At 74.2% G+C, this 18309-nt stretch carries 15 protein-coding genes and 2 pseudogenes; 12 read left to right on the top strand and 5 right to left on the bottom strand.

What is annotated here, in order from left to right; translation table 11 throughout:
- Positions 1-16: 16 nt before the first annotated feature.
- The 3 genes from OO47_RS14395 to OO47_RS14385 form a co-directional block, all read right to left on the bottom strand.
- Complete coding sequence (locus tag OO47_RS14395) at positions 17-1048, bottom strand: terpene synthase family protein (RefSeq protein WP_030213793.1); 1032 nt, start codon at positions 1046-1048, stop codon at positions 17-19.
- Positions 1049-1743: 695 nt separating this feature from the next.
- Positions 1744-2508 (bottom strand): GntR family transcriptional regulator, encoded by a 765-nt coding sequence (locus OO47_RS14390; RefSeq protein WP_033209062.1) that lies wholly within the window; start codon positions 2506-2508, stop codon positions 1744-1746.
- Between the two features lie 34 nt (positions 2509-2542).
- Complete coding sequence (locus tag OO47_RS14385; protein ID WP_030213788.1) at positions 2543-3310, bottom strand: GntR family transcriptional regulator; 768 nt, start codon at positions 3308-3310, stop codon at positions 2543-2545.
- 209 nt (positions 3311-3519) lie between these two features.
- Between OO47_RS14385 and OO47_RS14380 the strand changes: the two genes are divergently transcribed.
- The 8 genes from OO47_RS14380 (at position 3520) to OO47_RS37775 (ending at position 14294) form a co-directional block, all read left to right on the top strand.
- Complete coding sequence (locus tag OO47_RS14380) at positions 3520-4776, top strand: extracellular solute-binding protein (RefSeq protein ID WP_030213785.1); 1257 nt, start codon at positions 3520-3522, stop codon at positions 4774-4776.
- Complete coding sequence (locus tag OO47_RS14375; protein WP_234323173.1) at positions 4773-5672, top strand: carbohydrate ABC transporter permease; 900 nt, start codon at positions 4773-4775, stop codon at positions 5670-5672. The genes OO47_RS14380 and OO47_RS14375 overlap by 4 nt, the downstream gene beginning before the upstream one ends.
- Positions 5673-5686: 14 nt before the next feature.
- On the top strand, positions 5687-6520 hold the full coding sequence (locus tag OO47_RS14370; RefSeq protein WP_030213779.1) for a carbohydrate ABC transporter permease: 834 nt from the start codon (positions 5687-5689) through the stop codon (positions 6518-6520).
- Between the two features lie 9 nt (positions 6521-6529).
- Positions 6530-8029, top strand: coding sequence for a beta-N-acetylhexosaminidase (locus tag OO47_RS14365; protein WP_030213776.1), 1500 nt, complete (start codon positions 6530-6532; stop codon positions 8027-8029).
- A gap of 23 nt (positions 8030-8052) precedes the next feature.
- The gene (locus OO47_RS14360; RefSeq protein WP_030213773.1) at positions 8053-9480 is read left to right on the top strand and encodes a cellulose binding domain-containing protein; all 1428 of its coding nucleotides are present in this window, start codon (positions 8053-8055) and stop codon (positions 9478-9480) included.
- A 200-nt stretch (positions 9481-9680) separates the two neighbouring features.
- On the top strand, positions 9681-11261 hold the full coding sequence (locus tag OO47_RS14355) for an oleate hydratase (RefSeq protein WP_030213769.1): 1581 nt from the start codon (positions 9681-9683) through the stop codon (positions 11259-11261).
- 30 nt (positions 11262-11291) lie between these two features.
- On the top strand, positions 11292-13292 hold the full coding sequence (locus OO47_RS14350; protein ID WP_051736391.1) for a SpoIIE family protein phosphatase: 2001 nt from the start codon (positions 11292-11294) through the stop codon (positions 13290-13292).
- A gap of 102 nt (positions 13293-13394) precedes the next feature.
- Complete coding sequence (locus OO47_RS37775) at positions 13395-14294, top strand: TIGR04222 domain-containing membrane protein (protein ID WP_030213763.1); 900 nt, start codon at positions 13395-13397, stop codon at positions 14292-14294.
- A 175-nt stretch (positions 14295-14469) separates the two neighbouring features.
- On the opposite strand, the pseudogene OO47_RS38760 reads toward OO47_RS37775, so the two are convergent.
- Positions 14470-15150, bottom strand: a pseudogene (locus OO47_RS38760) (TIGR04222 domain-containing membrane protein); the annotation flags it as partial.
- A gap of 331 nt (positions 15151-15481) precedes the next feature.
- Between OO47_RS38760 and OO47_RS35005 the strand changes: the two are divergent.
- The 4 genes and pseudogenes from OO47_RS35005 to OO47_RS14320 all read left to right on the top strand — a co-directional run.
- Positions 15482-15733: pseudogene (locus OO47_RS35005) on the top strand (GlsB/YeaQ/YmgE family stress response membrane protein); the annotation flags it as partial.
- A 98-nt stretch (positions 15734-15831) separates the two neighbouring features.
- Positions 15832-16551, top strand: coding sequence for a GvpL/GvpF family gas vesicle protein (locus OO47_RS14330; protein WP_030213754.1), 720 nt, complete (start codon positions 15832-15834; stop codon positions 16549-16551).
- Positions 16552-16555: 4 nt separating this feature from the next.
- Positions 16556-17353: a GvpL/GvpF family gas vesicle protein gene (locus OO47_RS37265; RefSeq protein ID WP_078489651.1), complete on the top strand. Its 798-nt coding sequence runs from the start codon at positions 16556-16558 to the stop codon at positions 17351-17353.
- A 239-nt stretch (positions 17354-17592) separates the two neighbouring features.
- A complete protein-coding gene (locus OO47_RS14320; RefSeq protein ID WP_030213748.1) occupies positions 17593-17754 on the top strand; it encodes a hypothetical protein in 162 nt (53 codons plus the stop codon).
- Positions 17755-17913: 159 nt separating this feature from the next.
- Here the strand turns inward: OO47_RS14320 and OO47_RS14315 are convergent, their stop codons facing one another.
- The gene (locus OO47_RS14315) at positions 17914-18141 is read right to left on the bottom strand and encodes a DUF5133 domain-containing protein (RefSeq protein WP_030213745.1); all 228 of its coding nucleotides are present in this window, start codon (positions 18139-18141) and stop codon (positions 17914-17916) included.
- Positions 18142-18309 lie beyond the last annotated feature (168 nt).

Here is an 18309-nt window from a genome sequence, read left to right as displayed (position 1 = left end):
CCGGCCCCCGCCGCCCTCACTCCGGGAAGGAGACGTCCGAGGAGGTGTAGCGGGGCGCCCCGGTGTACCAGGCGTGGATCCCGGAGAGGAACCCGCAGGCCCCCCGGAGCCACGCCTCCAACTCGGCCCGTTCGTCCGGGCGCAGCCCGGCCCGCCGCACGAGCGGCGGCACCTCGTTCCGCCGGAGGTGCTCGAAGTCCCGCAGCCGCGCGTTCACCAGGTTCAGGGCGGCGGGCACGGCGTCGTGGAGGGCGATGCCGAGGGACGTCCCGACGACCACGACCAGGTTGTTGACGTCGTTCTCCTCGTGCACCTCCCGCTCGTAGGAGGCGATGTCGTTCGCGAGCCCCATGAAGTCCATGAAGGCGTCGAGGAGGGCGCGGACGGTCCGGTCGTGCCGTATCTGTTCGGGTATGCGCGCGCCGGTTGCCAGCTCGACGGAGTAGGGGGCGGTGTGGGCGGCGAAGCTCTCCCGCCGGAACGGCGCGTAGTCGATCAGGTGGGGGACGCGGCCGGTGCGGCTGTTGGCCAGTTCCTCGACCCCCGCGTCGACGTACCTCGCCAGGGCCCGGTTGAAGTCGTGCCGCCAGTGCGCGAGGCCCGGCGGGAAGAGGTGCCGCTGCAGATCGGCGATGCCCCGCTCGACGGCGTTCACCGGCTCGGGCAGCCGGGCGTCGGGCTCGGGCCGCAGGAAGGCGTGCAGCCGGGCGGTGAAGAGCCGCGCGCCGGCCAGGTCGCCGGTCTGCTTGAAGGCGGCGGCGAAGTGGTCGTCCCAGGCCAGGGCCCAGATGTTGAACCGGTGGTTGAGCCGGAGGGCGGGCAGCGGGGCGTCGGGGAGCGTCCAGGCGGTCAGCTGGTCGACGGTCATGGCGTGGAACTTGGCCCGGGACCATATGGCCGGGTGGCCGGGCAGCTCTCCGTGCCCCTCCAGCATCCCCATCTCGCGTGCCCAGGTCTCGCTCTCCTCGTGCAGCTTCGACAGGTGGGGGTTCACCCGCAGCGGATGGGGCATCCACAGCTGCGGGGGTTCGGCGATGCGCACGGTCACGGGGACCGACCTCCTTCTCTCCTCGGGCCCGCCCCGGTGTGCGGACCACCATGCGGGCGGTGCCTGAGGGATGGCGGTGCGCTGCGCGCGCCCGTACGTGACGACGGCCGTCCCGGCCGTGGGGCCGGAGGGTTCCCACCCCGCAACCCTCCAAACCTGCCCGCCACGAACGGCCGGCAATCGCCCAACAGTCGCTGACCCACCATCAGAACAGGTTCGCTCGCGGAACGGAACGATCCTTCCCGTGCGCATTCCGTAAACCGGGAGCGGATCCGATCGCTCCACCCCCCCTCGCGGGTGCCCGCGGAGACACCCGGGAGCCCGCCCCGGAGGAGGACGGCGATCCTGCCCGCCGGGCCTCCCCGGCGAAACCGCTCGTGGGCGGCCCGTACCGCCCGGCGACCGGGGACGGAGTGCCCGCGCGGCCGCGGGGCGCCGCCGTCGGCGGGCCGGCTCGGCCCCGCACCGTACCGGCGGACCCGGCGGACCCGCCGGACGGCGGTGCGCGTCCCGGGGGAGCAGGGGACGGGGACCGGCCCGGCCCGGGCGGCGATCGACGCGTACCGGCCATCCCCGGCCGTCCCTGGCCGTCCCGGCCGTCCCCGGCCCCGGAGGGCACGGCAGCCCCGGAGAGCGCTCGGCCCGGAGAGCGCTCGGCCCCGGAGAACGCTCGACCCCGGAAGGGGAGCGCGCGGTCAGTCCACCGTCCCCCACCACGCCCCCGCGCGCCCCGCCCCGGGTTCCGGGTGGTCGGGGAGGCGGGTGTCCAGGGTGAGGCGGGAGACGATGCGGTAGCGGTCGCCGCGGTAGAGGGCGCGGACGTACTCGACGGGGCGGCCGGTCGTGTCGGAGGTGGTCCGGTCGAAGAGGAGGGCGGGAGAGAGGACCGGGACGCCGAGGAGGTCGGCCTCCTCCTCGCTCAGGACGGTCGGCTCGATGGACTGCACCGCGTGCGCCGTGCGGATGCCGCGCCGCTCGCGCAGATGCGCGTAGAAGCCGCCCTCCATGTCGGCGGCGGTGAGGCCGGGGACCAGGTCGGCGGGGACGTGGAGGTGCTCCAGGGCGATCGGGGCGCCGTCGACGTGCCGCAGGCGGGTCACGTGCACCAGCTCCGCCGCCGGGGAGACCGCCAGCTTCCGGCCGATCCGGGCGCCGGCCCGTACCGTCCGCAGGTCGAGCACCGTGCTCGTCCAGTCGCCCCGGCTTCGGGGCGCGCCCGCCGCGTGGCGCTCGGCGACCAGCTCCTGCGTCACCTTGTCGGGGGCCACGAACATGCCGCGGCCGTGCTCCCGCACCAGCAGGCCCGTCGCCACCAGCTCGTCGACGGCCGCACGGAGCGTGGGCCGGGAGACGCCCAGGGCGGCGCAGAGGGTGCGCTCGGAGGGAATGGCGTCGCCGGGGCGGCGCCCGTCGATCACGGTCAGCAGGTGCTCCCGTACCCGTTCCCGCTTGAGCTCCATGCCCGCCCCTCCCCGCCGTGCCGTCCGCCGCCGGTCAGTATGCATCCCCCTCGGTGGAGGAGGTCACGACGCCGTCGCGGGTGAAGTCGAGGCGGGAGACGATGCGGTACCGGTCGCCCCGGTAGACCGAGTGGACGTACTCGACGGGCCGGCCCTCCGTGTCCAGGGTGAGGCGCTCGATGAGGAGGGCGGGGGAGAGGACGGGGACGTCCAGGAGCGCGGCCTCGTCCTCGCTGACGACGGTCGGCTCGATCGACTGGGTCGCCTCCTTGACCCGGACCCGGTGGTGCTCCCGCAGGTGGTCGTAGAGGTCGCCCGCCTCCAGCTCCTCCGGGGTGAGCGCCGAGCCGACGAGGGCCGCCGGGATGTGCAGGTGCTCGATGGCCATGGGGGAGCCGTCGACGAGCCGGAGCCGGGCGACGTAGAGCAGTTCGGCGGCGGGGGAGAGGCGGAGCCGGCGTCCGATCCGGGCGCCGGCCCGGACCGTGGCGGACTCCAGGACGGTGCTGGACCAGGTGCCCGACGCGCGGGGCACGGCGAACGCCGCCTCGTCCGGGGCGAGTTGCTGCACGATCTTGGCGGGCGCCACGAACATGCCGCGGCCGTGCTCCCGTACGAGCGCGCCCGTGGCGACGAGTTCGTCGACGGCCGCGCGCAGGGTGGGCCGGGAGACGCCGAGGGCGGCGCAGAGGGTGCGCTCCGACGGGATGGGGTCGCCCGGACCGCCCGCCTCGATCAGGCCGAGCAGGTGCTCCCGTACCCGCTCCCGCTTCAGCACTCCGCTGGAGGAGCCGTCCTTCATCCCGTTCTCCCTGGCATGCCGTTCTCCCTGACTGATCGGTTGATCCTGACTGGTCAACTGGTAAGTCCGATGGTAACCCGGCGCCTTGACCTGTCGTCGAGTGAACGGCACATGTTTTCCGGGGGATTGACGGCCAGAACGGTCCGTGCCACCTTCTGCTCACACGCCTGACCACTTGACCAATTGGTCAAACAAGCAGCGAGGTGCCCGTGAACATCCGTCCCCTCGGCAGAACCGCCGCCCTCGCGGCGGCCGTCGTGCTCGCCGCCACGGCCTGTGGCGGCTCGGACGATCCGAAGGCCTCCGGAGGACCGGAGAAGGTCACCGTCTGGATCATGAAGGACAGCGTCACCGACGCCTTCCTCGACCGCTTCCGCGCCGGCTTCGAGGCGGAGCACCGGGACATCGACCTCGACATCCAGATCCAGGAGTGGGACGGCATCGGCGAGAAGGTCACGGCCGCCCTCGCCAGCAAGGACGCCCCGGACGTCATCGAGGTCGGCAACACCCAGGTCGCCCAGTACGCGGCCAGCGGCGGCGTCCGCGACCTCGGCGACAAGGTCGCCGAACTGAACGGCGCCGACTGGGTCCCCGGCCTCGCCGAGCCCGGGAAGGTCGACGGCAAGCAGTACGGCATCCCCTGGTACGCGGCCAACCGCGTCGTGATCTACCACAAGGACCTCTTCGCCGCGGCCGGCGTCACCCCGCCGAAGACCCAGGACGAATGGCTCGCCGTCACCGCGAAGCTCAACAAGGGGAAGGTCCAGGGCATCTACCTCCCCGGCCAGAACTGGTACACCCTCTCCGGCTTCGTCTGGGAGGCCGGCGGCGACCTCGCCGTCCGGGAGGGCGGGAAGTGGAAGGGCGCGCTCGACACCCCGCAGGCCCTCGCCGGCATGGACTTCTACCGCAAGCTCCAGGCCCTCGGAAAGGGTCCCGAGGACGCCGACGAGTCCAAGCCCCCGCAGGCCGAGGTCTTCGCCAGAAGCGACGTCGCCCAGATCATCGCCGTCCCCGGCGGCGCGAAGATCGTCGAGGAGATCAACCCCGCCCTCAAGGGCAGGCTCGGCTTCTTCCCCGTCCCCGGCCGCACGGCCGACAAGCCCGGCGCGGTCTTCACCGGCGGCTCCGACCTCATCGTCCCCGAGGCCTCCGCCCACCCCGACGCCGCCTACGAGGTGGTCAAGGCGCTGGCCGGCGAGAAGTGGCAGACGGACATGGCCAGGACGATGAGCTACGTCCCCAACCGCACCTCCCTCGCCCGGGCCGTCCAGGACGACGAGGGCACGGCCGTCATGGCCGCCGGCGCCGCACAGGGCCGGGCCACCCCCAACTCCCCGCAGTGGGCGGCCGTCGAGGCCACCAACCCGATCAAGCAGTACATGACCGCCGTGCTCACCGGCACCGACCCCGCCGCCGCGGCGCGCACCGCGTCCGAGAGCATCACCAGGACCCTCGGCTCGTGAGACGCCCCCACGGGCCCGCCCTGTGGCCCTACCTCCTCGTCGCCCCGACCGTCCTCGGCGGCGTCCTCCTCCTCGGCTACCCCCTCGTGCGCAACCTGCTGATCTCCTTCCAGGAGTACGGCATGGGGGAACTGATCCGCGGCGGCGCCGGGTTCACGGGGTTCGACAACTACCGGACCGTCCTGGCCGACCCCGTCTTCTGGGAGGTCGTCCGGCGCACCTTCTGGTGGACCCTGGTCAACGTCGTCCTGATCATGGTCATCGGCACCCTGGTCGCCCTGATGACGCAGCGGCTCGGCCGCCGCATGCGCGTCCTGGTGACCAGCGGGCTCGTCCTCGCCTGGGCCAGCCCGGTCATCGCCACCACGACCGTCTTCCAGTGGCTCTTCGCCTCCCGCACGGGCGTGGTCAACTGGGTGCTCGTCCGCCTCGGTTTCGAGTCCTTCGAGGGGTACTCGTGGCTGGCCGACGGCCCCGCCGCGTTCACCGTCCTGGTCCTGCTCGTGGTCTGGCAGTCGGTCCCCTTCGTCGCCATCACCCTGCACTCGGCGCTCCTGACCGTCCCCGCCGAGCTGTACGAGTCGGCCCGGCTCGACGGGGCCGGCGCCGGGCGGATCTTCCGCTCGGTCACCCTGCCCCTCCTGCGGCCGGTCTTCGGCCTGGTCCTCTGCCTCGAAGTCATCTGGGTCTTCCGCTGCTTCGCCCAGATCTGGGCCGTCACCAAGGGCGGCCCCGGCGACGCGACGACCACCCTGCCGGTCTACGCCTACCGGGTGGCCCAGTCCCTGCACCGCTACGACCTCGGGGCGGCCGTCTCCACCCTCACCGTCCTCCTCCTCGTGGCCGTCCTGATCGCCTACTTCCGCCAGCTGCTCCGACAGGAGGCCGACCGGTGACCCCCGCACGACGGGTGACCCCCCGCGCCCTGCGTCGGCTCCCCCTGAACGCCGCCGCCGCGATCACCTTCCTCGCGGCCGTCTTCCCGGTGTACTGGATGGTCCTCACCGCCTTCCGGCCCACCCGCGACATCCAGTCCGAGACCCCCGGCTTCCTGCCCCTCTCCGTCACCCTGGAGCACTTCGAGCGCGCCGTCGCGGCGGACGGCTTCTGGACCTTCTGGCGCAACAGCCTGCTCGTGACCGCCGGTTGCGTCCTGCTCGCCCTCGTGGTGGCCCTCGCCGCCGCCTTCGCCGTCGCCCGGATGCGCTGGCGCGGCCGGCGCGCCTTCCTCCTCATGGTGTTCGTCGCCCAGATGGCGCCCTGGGAGGCGCTGCTCATCCCGATGTACGTCATCGCCCGGGACGCCGACCTGCTCGACCGGCTCCCCACCCTCAGCCTGATCTACTTCATGATCACCCTGCCCTTCACCGTCGTCACCCTCCGCTCCTTCCTGGCCGGCGTCCCGGCCGAGCTGGAGGAGGCCGCGCAGGTCGACGGCTGCACCCGGGCCGCCGCCTTCCGCCGGGTGACCCTCCCGCTCCTCGCCCCCGGCCTCCTCGCGACCTCGCTCTTCGGATTCATCACCGCCTGGAACGAGTTCGCCTTCGCCAACATGCTCATCATCAAGAACCAGGACGACCGCACCCTGCCCGTCTGGCTCTCGTCCTTCTCCAACGTCTTCGGCACCGACTGGGGCGCCACCATGGCCGCCTCCACGCTCTTCGCCCTGCCCGTCCTCGTCCTCTTCCTGGTCCTGCAGGGCCGGGTCGCCGCCGGAATGACCGGCGGAGCCGTGAAGGGATAACGCACCGCGATGCCCCTGCCCCGCCTCGTCCCCGACCCCACCCACCTCTCGCCGCTGCCCGGCCGCTTCACCTTCGACGCCGCGACCGCCCTCAAGGTCACCCCCGGCGCCGAGGGCGCCGCCCGGCTGCTGCGCACCCTGATCGGCCCGGCCACCGGCCTGCCGCTGCCCGCCCGCCCGGACGGCTCCGTGGTCCTCGCCCTCGACCCCGCCCTCACCGGCCTCGGCGAGGAGGGCTACGGCCTCACCGTCGGCACCGGGGGCGTCCTGCTCCGGGCCGCCGGCCTCCGGGGCCTCCTCGCCGGCGTCCAGACGCTCCGCCAGCTGCTGCCCGTCGAAGCCCTCGCCGACGGGCCCGTCGCCGGCGTCGCGTGGACCGTCCCCTGCGTGCAGGTCACCGACACCCCCCGCTTCCCCTGGCGCGGCTCCATGCTCGACGTCGCCCGCCGCTTCCGCCCCGTCTCCTACCTGCGCCGGTACGTCGACCTCCTCGCCCTCCACAAGCTCAACGTCCTCCACCTCCACCTCACCGACGACCAGGGCTGGCGCATGCCGGTCCCCGCCCTGCCCCGCCTCACCGAGGTCGGCGGAGAACCCCACGGCGGCGCCTACACCCGCGCCGAACTCACCGGACTCGTGGCCTACGCGGCGGAGCGCGGCATCACCGTCGTGCCCGAGATCGAGATGCCGGGCCACGTCCGCGCCGCCCTCGCCGCCCACCCCGAACTGGGCAACACCCCGGGCCGCACCTATGACGTGTGGGACCGGTGGGGCGTCTGCGACACCATCCTCGGCGTCCACGACACCGCCCTGGACTTCTGCCGCACGGTCCTGGACGAGGTGATGGACGTCTTCCCCTCCCCGTACGTCCACATCGGCGGCGAGGAGTGCCCCACCACCGAGTGGCACACCTCCCCGGACGCCCTCCGGCGGGTCGCCGAGGAAGGCCTCCCCGGACCCGACGCCCTGCACGGCTGGTTCATGGGACGCATCGGGGAGCACCTTCTGCGGGCCGGGCGCCGCCCGCTCAGCTGGACCGAGAACGGCGCGGACCTCCCGCCGTACTTCACCGTCATGCCCTGGCGCGACTCCGACCACGGCCGCACCGCCGTCCGCCGCGGACACCGGGTCGTCATGGCGCCCCACCGCACCACCTACCTCGACTACCCCCAGTCCACCAGCCCCGCCGAGCCGCCCGGCCAGGCCGGCGAGGTGGTCGACCTGCGGACCGTCCACGGCAACGACCCGGCGCCGGCCGACTGGACCCCCGAGGAGGCCGCCCGGGTCCTCGGCTCCCAGGTCCAGCTGTGGACCGAGTACGTCCCCACCGCCGCGCACGCCGAGTACCTCACCTTCCCCCGGCTCTGCGCCCTCGCGGAGGTCGTCTGGACCGGCCGCCACGACTGGCCCGGCTTCCAGGAGCGCCTGCGCCACCACAGGACCCGGCTCGACGCCCTCGGGGTGCCGCGCCGTCTCTCCACCACCGCACCCCCCGTCCCCCGCCCCTGACACCTCCGAGGAGAGGAACCCCCATGAGCGACCAGACCAGGACGCGCACCGTGCGCCTCCGCGCCGCGCTCGCCGTCGCCGCCGTGACCGGGCTCGGCGCCACCGCCCTCACCGCCCTCCCGGCCGCCGCCGCCGGCGAGGCCGTCACCGTCCGGTACCGCCAGAGCGCCACCGGGAGCGACCAGGCCGAGCCCTGGCTCAAGGTGGTCAACACCGGGACGACCGGCGTCCCGCTCAGCCAGGTCAAGGTCCGCTACTACTTCAAGGCCGACGCGGGAGCCTCGTACACCTACGCCTGCTCCTGGGCCGTGAAGGGCTGCGCCCACATCACCGGCACCTTCGGGACCCTGGCCAACCCCACCGCGACCGCCGACCGCTACCTGGAGGTCGGCTTCACCGCCGGGGCCGGCACCCTCGCCCCCGGCGCGGACACCGGCGACATGCAGCTGCGCTTCCACCGCTCCAACTGGCAGCCGCTGAACCAGAGCGACGACTACTCCTTCGGCCCGGCGCAGACCGCGTACGCCGACTGGACCAAGGTCACCGCGACCGTCGGCGGCGTCCCGGTCTGGGGCACCGCCCCGGCGGGCAACGAGCCCACCCCGACCCCCACGCCGACCGGCCCGACCACCCCGCCGCCCACCGGCGCCGCGCTCTTCGACGACTTCGACTACACCGGGCACACCGACCCGGCGATCGGCGCCCACGGCTGGAGCGTCCGCTCCAACGCGGGCGGCCCCGGCGTGCCCGGCGCCACCTGGGCGCCCGAGAACGTCACCTTCGCCAAGGAGGGCACCAACTCGATCATGAACCTGCGGACCTCCACCGCCGGGACCGGCGAGTCCACCCGGCACACCGAGGTCCTGACGAAGGCCACCAAGTTCAGGAACGGCACCTACGCCGCCCGGGTCCGCTTCTCCGACGCCCCCGTGTCGGGTCCCGACGGCGACCGGGTCGTCCAGACCTTCTTCACCATCAACGACCTCAAGGCCCCGATGGCCGACGACTACGCCGAGTACGACTTCGAGTACCTGCCCAACGGCGGCTGGGGCGAGCCCGCCAACATCCTCTACACCACCTCGTGGGAGACCTACCGGCCCGACCCCTGGGAGGCCGTCAACCAGCACTCCGAGGTCCGGGCGAGCTACGCCGGCTGGCACGACCTCGTCCTGACCATCGACGGCGACAGCATCGTGTACTACGTCGACGGCCAGGAGTTCGGCCGCCACGACGCCCGCTACCTGCCCGAGCGCCCGATGTCGATCAACTTCAACCAGTGGCTGATCGACCTGGCCGGCCAGACCTCGACCACCCCGCGCTCCTACGACCAGAAGGTCGACTACGTCCTGCACGTCAAGGACCAGGTCCTGACCCCGGCGCAGGTGGCCGCCAAGGTCGCCGCCTACCGCTCGGCGGGCACCGCCTTCGAGGACACCGTCCCGGCGTCGTAGCCGGCGCGTCCCCGCCCCCGTGACCCCGTCCCTCGTCCCGCCGCACGCGCGTGCGGCGGGACGAGGGACGTCCCCCCTCACCCGTACGGCCCCCGCCGCCTCGCCCGCCCCACCGGCCCGCGCGAGGGTCGACACCGGGGCCGCGCCCGACCGCCCGACCGCCCGCGTCGCGTCCGTCCACCGAAACCGGAGGTCAGCCCGTGCCGGCATCGAAGCACTCCAAGGTCCACCTGGTCGGCGGCGGCCTCGCCTCGCTCGCCGCGGCCGTCTTCCTCGTCCGGGACGCGGGCGTCCCCGGCGAGAACGTGCGCGTCCTGGAACAGCTGCCGGCCGCGGACGGCGCCCGCGCCCCGACGCGCGAGGGCGGACACGTCGTCCGGTACGACCCGGTGTTCGGGGACGAGCACTGCGTCTGCCTGTGGAACCTCCTGGAGACGATCCCGACCCTGGACGACCCGGCGGTCTCCGTACGGCAGGAGATCCGCGCCTTCGACGCCGAACGCCCCCCGCACGCCAGGGCCCGGATCATCAACGGCGACCGCACGATCGCCGACGCCTCGAAGCTCGGCCTGGACGTCCGCGACCGCGCCGACCTGACCCGGCTGCTCGCCCTGCCCGAGCGGCTGATCGGGGCCCGGAGCGTCGAGGACCTCTTCCGGCCGCACTTCTTCACCACCCACTTCTGGTGCATGTGGCGCACCACCTTCGCCTTCCAGCCCTGGCACTCGGCCGTCGAACTCAAGCGGCACCTCCTCGCCTTCGTCCAGGAGTTCGACCACCTCCACACCCTGTCCGGGCTCCGGCGCGGCAGGTACGACCCGTACGACTCCGTCGTCCGCCCGATCCGGGAATGGCTCACCGCCCGGGGGGTGCGCACCGACTTCGGGACCACCGTCGCCGACGCCGACTTCTCGGGACCCGCCGCCCGCCGCCTCTCCCGGCTGCACCTCCGGAAGGACGGGACCGAGGCCGGGACGATCGAACTGGGCGAGGACGACTACGCCTTCCTGACCCTCGGCTCGACGGCCGCCGACACCGCCTACGGCGACAGCACCACCGTCCCCGAACTGGTCCGCGGCAGACGGGACGGCTCCTGGCGCCTGTGGGAGTCGATCGCCAGGAACGCCCCCGACTTCGGGCGTCCCGCCGCCTTCTGCGGGAACGTCGAGGAGACCGGGCGGGAGTCCTTCACCCTCACCACGACCGGCAGCCTCCTCCTGGACCGCATCCAGAAGCACACCGGTGACGTCCCCGGCGAGGGCGCCCTGATGACCTGGAAGGACTCCCGCTGGCTGCTCTCGGTCGCGGTGCCGCCCCAGCCCCACTTCCGCGACCAGGAGGAGGACACGTACACCCTGTGGGGGCACGCGCTGTCCGGCGGCGTCCCCGGCGACCACGTGCCGAAGCGGATGGGCGACTGCACCGGCGCCGAGATCCTGGACGAACTCCTCGGCCACCTCGGCTTCGACGACATCGCCGACGAGGTCCGGGAGACCACCCGGGTCACCACCGTCCAGATGCCCTACGCCACCGCGCGGTTCCAGCGCCGCGCCGCCTCCGACCGCCCCCTCGTCGTCCCGGACGGCGCCGTGAACTTCGCCTTCCTCGGCCAGTTCGTGGAGCTCCCCGAGAGCGCCGTCTCCACCGCCGAGTACGCGGTCCGCTCCGCGATGACCGCCGTCCACCACCACTTCGGCGTCGACAGGGGGATCCCGGCCGCGTACCACGGCCTCGCCGACCCGGAGGTCGCCCGGTCCGCGCTGAGAACCGCCCTGGCCTGACATGTCCGGCCCGACACGGAAGAGGGACGCATGAACGCGGACCCCGGACGGTCCCCCCGCCCCGCCGCCCCGGACCAGTGGGACGAGGCGGTCCTGGACGCCATCTTCACCCAGTCCGACGTCGGCCTCCACGTCCTCGACACGGAGCTGCGCGTCGTCCGCGTCAACCCGGTCGCCGTCGGCGTCCGCGGCATCCCGGCCGAGCGGATCGTCGGCCTGCCCGCGTCGGAGGCGTACGCCCCCCTCGGCGTGGACGTGGACGAGGAGATGCTGCGGGAGGTCCTCGCCACCGGCCGCCCGGCGCTCGACCACCTCGTCACCGGACACCCCTTCACCGACCCGCGCAGCGAGTACGTCTTCTCCGTCTCCGCCCATCGCCTCCTGGACGACGCGGGACGGGTCCTGGGCGTCGTCCTCACCAGCACGGACGTCACCGAACGCGAACGGGCGCAGGCCCGCCTCCGGCTGCTGCACGACGCCCACGAGCGGATCGGCTCCAGCCTGGACGTGGAGCGCACGGCCCGGGAACTGGTCGACGTCACGGTGCCCGGGTTCGCCGACACGGTGGTGGTCGCCCTCACCGACGCCGTACTGCGGGGCAGGGAGCCCGGCCTCCGCTCCCACGACCCGGCGCCCCTGCTGCGCTGCACCGCGACCGGCGCGACGGAGACCGGCCCCCGGATCCCGACGGCCGGCGCCCTGCTGCTCCCCGGGATCTTCGGGAGGGTGCTGCCGACGGAACCCCGGCTGCTCCCCCCGGAGGAGGGCGGGGCCGGGGGCACGCGGCTCGTCGCCCCGCTGCTCGTCCGGGGCCAGGTCTTCGGGGCCGTCGTCTTCCAGCGCGCGGAAGGGGCCGAACCCTACGACGAGGACGACCTCGAACTGGCCGAGGGCATCGCCACCCGCACGGCGACCTGCCTGGAGAACGCCCTGCGGTTCACCCGCGAGCACATCGTCATGACGGCGCTCCAGAGCTGGCCGCTGCGCCAGGAGGAGGCCACCCAGAAGGCCGTCGACATCGCCCGGCGCAACCAGCCCGACGGCAGCGGCGTCGGCTCCTGGTACGACGTCGTCCCCCTGTCGGGGGCCCGGGTGGCGCTCGTCGTCGGCCAGGTCGACCGCGCCGGGCTCAGCGCCGTCGCCACCATGAGCCGGCTGCGGACCGCCGTCTACAGCCTGACCACCCTCGACCTGGAACCGCACGAACTGCTCGCCCGCCTCCACGCCACGACCCTCCGGCTCGCCGGGGAGCAGGAGGCCGGACCCGGGGGAGACGGGGCGACGGCGAGCTGCACGGTCGCCGTCCACGACCCGGTCGACGGACGGCTCGACGTCGCCCGCGCCGGCACCTCGCTGTTCGCCGTCGTCCGCCCCGACGGGTCGGTCGACACCCGGCCGGTCGACGACGGCCCGCTGCTCGGCGGGGAGGGGCCGCCCTTCGCCTGCGCCTCGCTGGTCCTCCCCGAGGGCAGCACCCTCTGCCTGGCACCGGGCGAGGGCGGTCCGCGGACGGAGGACCTGGTGAACGCCCTCGCACACCCCGGGCGCTCCCCTGAGGCGATGGCGGACGACGTCGCCCGGCTCCTCGACCCCGACCGCGTCCTGCTCCTCGCCCGCACCCGGCACCTGTCGCCGCACGAACTGGCCGAGTGGACCGTCCCCTTCGACTTCTCCGCCGTCGGCATCGCGCGCGGGCACGTCGAGGAGCAGCTCCGGAAGTGGAACCACCCCGTCGACCCGTTCACGGCGACCCTCGTCGTCAGCGAACTCGTCACCAACGCCCTCCGCTACGGCGCCGCCCCGATCGTCCTCCGCCTCATCGCCGACTCCACCACCCTGATCTGCGAGATCGGCGACACCGGCCAGGCCGCACCCCACCTGCGCCACGCCAAGGCCGTCGACGAGGGCGGCCGCGGGCTGCTCATCTGCGCCACCCTCGCGGAGAACTGGGGCATCCGCTACACGCCCGGCGGCAAGACGGTCTGGGCCGAGATCGGGGCGGAGGAGGAAGCGGAGGCGGCGGACGGCTGAGGAGGGCGCCCGGACGGCGCCGGGACGGACGAGGAATGTCTCGTACCGGCCCGGCACGGGCAGGAAGGGCGTGAAGGACACCGTTCCACGGAGGGGAAGCACATGGGGACGTGGTGGGGGAACCTCTTCGGGGCCCTGCTGTTACTGGCCTCGCTCGTGACCGCGTCGGCCACGGCGGCGGCCCTGCGGCGCGCCCGTCGCGCCATGACGGCCGGGATCCGGCCGCCACGGCCGCCGGAACAGCGCCTGGACCTGTACGAACTCGCCTACCTGCACGGGCAGGGCTCCCGCGTCGTCCACGTGGCCCTGCTGCGCATGCACCGGGGCCGGCGCCTGGACGTGCGGCGGACCGCCGCCGACCGCGTCGAGCTCCGCCCGTCGGGCCGGGGCCCCCGGGACGACGTGGAGGCCATGGTGCTCGACCTCGTGGCCGGGGACGCGGACGGGGAGGGCGGCCTCCGCCGGCCGCCTGTCGTCGGAGACCGGCACCCCCGGATGCGGGCCCTGCGCGACCGGCTCGTCCTGGACGGCCTGATGACCGACGACGGCTTCCCCCTCGGCGTCCTCCGCCGGTCCCCGGCCACGCAGCGCTGGCTGGCCGCCCGCAACCGCCACGCCACCGTCGTGCGGTGGCTCCCCGCGGCCGCCGCGGCCGGCGTCGTCCTGGCGGTCGCCGCCCACGCCCCGCTGCCGTTGTCGGGATACCCGCTGCTGCTGTGGTGGGCCCGCGCGGTGCGGGAGCGGGCCGAGGGGTCCTTCACCCCGTTCTCCGTCACCGACGCCGGGCGCGCGGCGATGAGGGCGGCCGAGCGCCCCGAGTGGATCCGCCCGGGCGAGAACGCACGGCTGCGGGACCTCGCGGTCCACGGTCTCGCCGTCCTCTCCGCCCGGCACCCCCTGCACCTCCCGGAACCGCCCCGCCGGGCCGATCCGCCCCCGCGACCCGAACCGCCCGAGGAACCGGTGGTGATCTACGAGGGCCCCGGCCTGGGCGGCCTGTGACCGGGTGACGTCCCGGGGAGGCACGCCGGCCGGGTGCCCGCCCGGCTCCGGGAACACCCCTAGAGCCCCACCCGCCCAGTCCCGGCGGGTGGTCGTCCGGCCGGTGGTCCGACGGGGCCGGACGCCACAGGGCGCGGCGGAGGTCCTGCGGCATGACGGACGATCCGGTGCCCAGGGCGGCGACCTGGTACAGCACCCGGTCGGTGTCGGACGTCCCGGTCGGGAGGGTCTCCGTCAGGCGGCGGCCCGCTTCGGTGGGGCCCCGTGGAGTGACGGGGACGCGAACGGCGGGCACCAGCGACAGCAGCCCGAGGACCGGGGACAGGACCGCCGTCCAGGCCGCGCCGACACCGTCGGGGCCGTCCAGTGCGCCCACGGCGACCATGCCCACGACGAAGGCCGAGAGCCCCGTCATGAACACGGCCGACTGCCAGTCCTCCAGCCGGGCCGCCGGACGGGTGCGGAAGAGCAGGCCCTCCTCTCCCAGCGAGGTGCCGAGCCGGCGCACGGCCCGGCTCCTCTCGACGCGTCCCTCCGTCCTCGTGCCCCGCTCGCCGCGTCCGGACCGGCACAGGGCCAGCGCCGCCGCCTCGACGGGGTCGGCCGGGAGGCCGCGGCCCGCCGCCCCGGCCGCGTCCACACGGACGATCCGGTTCCCCACGACGGTGACGAGCCCTGCCAGGTACAGCGCCGTCAGCGCCGTCTGGGCGGTCGCCCGGGCACCGCCGCGGAGGTACGCGCACGCGTGCGGACCCGGCGGAACGTCCGTGGGCGCGGCCCGGGGAGGGCGGTGGGCCAGGAGCCGGTGGTGGGCCGCCCGGAAGCCGAGCGACGCCACGCACACCGCGGTCCACATGCCCCCGCCCAGCCACCACCACATGAGCCCACCCCCGTGACCGGAGCGCCGCGAGCGCCCCTCGAGCCCATTGTCCGCGGGGCGCGCACGTCTGCACAGACCGCCTGGCACGCCGTCACATCCGGAACGGAGCGCCGCCCCGGCGGCGAGGGCGGCGGCCTCCCCGTGCCGGCGGCCGACCCGGCCGACGCCGTCCGTCACGCGGACGGCGTCGGTGGGGGAACCGTCCGGGAAGGGGCCGTTCGCGCCCTTTCGCGGTGGACGGGGCGTGGAGTCGCGTCCGGCGGGCAGGCGGATGCGGAGCACCCGTCCGGAACCCGAGGAGGCGGCCGTGGAGATCTCAGGCGTCGTCAGCGCCCTGCTCGTCGGAGCGGTCGTCGGAGTGCTGGGGCGGCTCGTCGTCCCGGGGCGCCAGCACATCGGCACGCTGTGGACCGTCGTCGCCGGCATCGCGGCGGCGCTGGCGGGAACCGCGATCGCGCGGGCGACGGGACTCTCCGACACCTCCGGCCCCGACTGGGCCGAGTGGTCGGCGCAGGTCCTGCTCGCGGCACTCGGCGTCGCCGCGCTGACCCGGGTGAAGGGCCTGGACCGACCCCGGCCCGCGAGGAGAGGAACAGCAGCGGGAGCAGCGCCGGCGGGCCGCGCCGCCGCGCTTCCGCACCACCGGGAGGAGAAGGAATGAGTACGTACGTCTACGGCATCGCCCCCGCCGACCGGGAACTCCCCGACGCCATCGAGGGCATCGGCGACCCCCCGAGGCCCGTGCGCACCGTGCGCGGCGGCGACCTGGTGGCCCTGTGCAGCGACGCGACGACCGAGGTGAAGGCGGACCGCCGCGACCTCCTCGCCCACCAGCACGTCGTGATCGAGGCCGGGAGGGAGGGCCCGGTCCTGCCCCTGCGGTTCGGCAGGATCTCCCCCGACGACGCGACGGTCGCCGCGATCCTGGAGGAGCACCACGACCTCTACGCGGAGCGCCTGAGGGCGCTCGCCGGCAAGGACGAGTTCAACCTGAAGGTCCACCACGACCGGGAGGCGTTGCTCCACGCGGTGCTCGCCGAGGACCCCGACCTGACGGCCCGGCACGCCGCCGACCGCGCGTCGGGCTGCACGGGCCGCGAGGAGCGGAGCGTCTTCGACGAACTGGTCGCACGGGCCGTCGCCGAACGCGAGAGGGCCGACGCCCTCCTCGTGGAGCGGACCCTCTCCGCCCACGCGGCGGCGACGGTCCACGGGCCGGGGGACACCGGCCACCTCGTCAACCTGTCGTTCCTCGTGGAGCGCGAGCGGCGCGACGCGTTCCTGGAGGCCGTACGCGCCCTCCACCAGGAGCACGAGCACCTGCGGGAGCAGGTGATGGGGCCGCTGCCCCCGTACAGCTTCGTCGAGGAGGGCTGAGTCCGTGGAACCGCTCACCGGCGGGGAACCGCTGCTGTACGTGTACGCCGTCGTCCGCTCCGCCGCCGTGGACGGGCCGCCCGCCGACCCCCCGCCCGACGTGACCCTGGGCGGGGGGCTCACGACCGTCGAGCACCGGGGCCTCACCGCCCTGGTCGAACCGGTCCCGGCGGCCGACTTCGGCGAGGCGCCCCTGCGCGAACGGCTGGAGGACCCCGACTGGCTCGCGAGGATGGCCAGGGCCCACCACGGCGTGCTGGCCGCGGCGGGCCGCCGGACCACCGCCGTCCCCCTGCGGCTCGGGACCGTCCGCCGCGGCGAACCGGGCGTGCGCCGCCTCCTCGAAGAGGGGGAGGACGGTTTCTCGAAGGCCCTCGGCCGACCGGCGGGCGCCCACCGGCCGCGGCCGGGCCGTACGCCCGGCGAACTCCGTGGAAAAGGGTTTGCTCCCGCCCGGTCCGGCTACACGGATGACATGAGCGCATCGGAGAAGAACAGCGAGAAACCGGCCTCGACGGGAAATGCCGGAAAGGCCGAAAAGGGTTCCGAGGGGACCGGGGGAGCGGCGTCCGGAGCGCTGTCCGCGCTTCCCGCGCCCCTCGCGGAGAAGACCCTCGCGGCCGTTCACGCCGTCCGGGGCGTCGGCGGCCTCGCGTGGAACGCCGTGCGCACCCGCAAGGCGCTCACCGGCGGCACCGCCGCCTTCGGCGCGGCCGCGCTCACCGGTGCGTACGCCCTGGGACGCCGGACCGGGACGCGCTCGCGCGGCCCGCTCACCCGGCTCACCGGCGGCCGCATCTGACATGCGCCGAGGGCCGGCCCCGGGGTCGGGGACCGGCCCTCCCGGCGGGGTGACATCCTTTTCCGAAGGTGCTCCCCTTCATTCCTTGACTTCATTCTTTGACGTTCTGTGCAGTATCCCGGATCCGTTTCCCCGACCACCGGAGAAGAAGTAGCCGCATTCCCGTCCGCGTGACGGGGATGCCCGGTGGACGGGAGAACGGGCGTGGGAGTACGTGAAAAATTCGGAGGTTGACGGAAATGGTTCCTCTTCTGCTGGTTCTGCTGCTCGCGCTGATCCTCTTCGGCGCCGGTTTCGCGGTGAAGGCCCTCTGGTGGGTGGCCGTGATCGTGCTCGTCCTCTGGCTGCTCGGCTTCGTGGCCCGGCCGAAGGGCGGCACGGGCCGCTGGTACCGCTGGTAGACCGCGTACCGCGTACCGCAGACACGGCCGGCGCCCGCCACCGACACCGGTGGCGGGCGCCGGCCGTGTGCCGTTCACGGATGCCGTCCACGGGCCCGGAAACGCCGGAACCCGGCACACCCCCACGGAAGGGGGCGTGCCGGGTTCCGGCGTACGGAATCAGGCCATCAGCACCGAGTCGTCCTCGGGGCGCGCGCCGGGCAGCCGGTGGCGGGCGGCGACCAGCGCCGTGTCCACGTCGCGCGTGCCGGTCGAGACGCACAGCGTGTACGCGATGTCGTCCATGCGCTGCCGCACCTCGGGGCTTCCGTCCTCCGCGTGCAGCACCCTCAGCGTCTCGTACTGCTCGATCAGGTTGCTCAACACCGCGGGATGGGCCATCAACACAGCGGGTCTCCCCTCTCCGTCAGGGCGCCGACCGCCCGGTTCGATGCGCCGCATACCCCGGCCTCCCCGTTGTATGCGACCGGTGTGCGCGACCGGGACGGCCGGGCGCGGTGGCGAGGACACGACACCCCCGGGACCGGCCGGCCCGCCGCACCGGCGCGTTCCGGC

The sequence above is a fragment of the Streptomyces bikiniensis genome (assembly GCF_000716625.1).
Lineage (GTDB): Bacteria > Actinomycetota > Actinomycetes > Streptomycetales > Streptomycetaceae > Streptomyces > Streptomyces bikiniensis.
The sequence above is the reverse complement of the archived record's forward strand: the minus strand, read 5'-3'. Positions and strand labels throughout refer to the sequence as shown.

Excerpts from the sequence above, each read along its gene's own strand:
- OO47_RS14385 (WP_030213788.1), bottom strand. The coding sequence starts at position 3,310 with ATGAAGGACGGCTCCTCCAGCGGAGTGCTGAAGCGGGAGCGGGTACGG.
- OO47_RS14390 (WP_033209062.1), bottom strand. The coding sequence starts at position 2,508 with ATGGAGCTCAAGCGGGAACGGGTACGGGAGCACCTGCTGACCGTGATC.
- OO47_RS14350 (WP_051736391.1), top strand. The coding sequence starts at position 11,292 with ATGAACGCGGACCCCGGACGGTCCCCCCGCCCCGCCGCCCCGGACCAG.
- OO47_RS14320 (WP_030213748.1), top strand. The coding sequence starts at position 17,593 with ATGGTTCCTCTTCTGCTGGTTCTGCTGCTCGCGCTGATCCTCTTCGGC.
- OO47_RS14360 (WP_030213773.1), top strand. The coding sequence starts at position 8,053 with ATGAGCGACCAGACCAGGACGCGCACCGTGCGCCTCCGCGCCGCGCTC.
- OO47_RS14365 (WP_030213776.1), top strand. The coding sequence starts at position 6,530 with ATGCCCCTGCCCCGCCTCGTCCCCGACCCCACCCACCTCTCGCCGCTG.
- OO47_RS14330 (WP_030213754.1), top strand. The coding sequence starts at position 15,832 with ATGAGTACGTACGTCTACGGCATCGCCCCCGCCGACCGGGAACTCCCC.
- OO47_RS37775 (WP_030213763.1), top strand. The coding sequence starts at position 13,395 with ATGGGGACGTGGTGGGGGAACCTCTTCGGGGCCCTGCTGTTACTGGCC.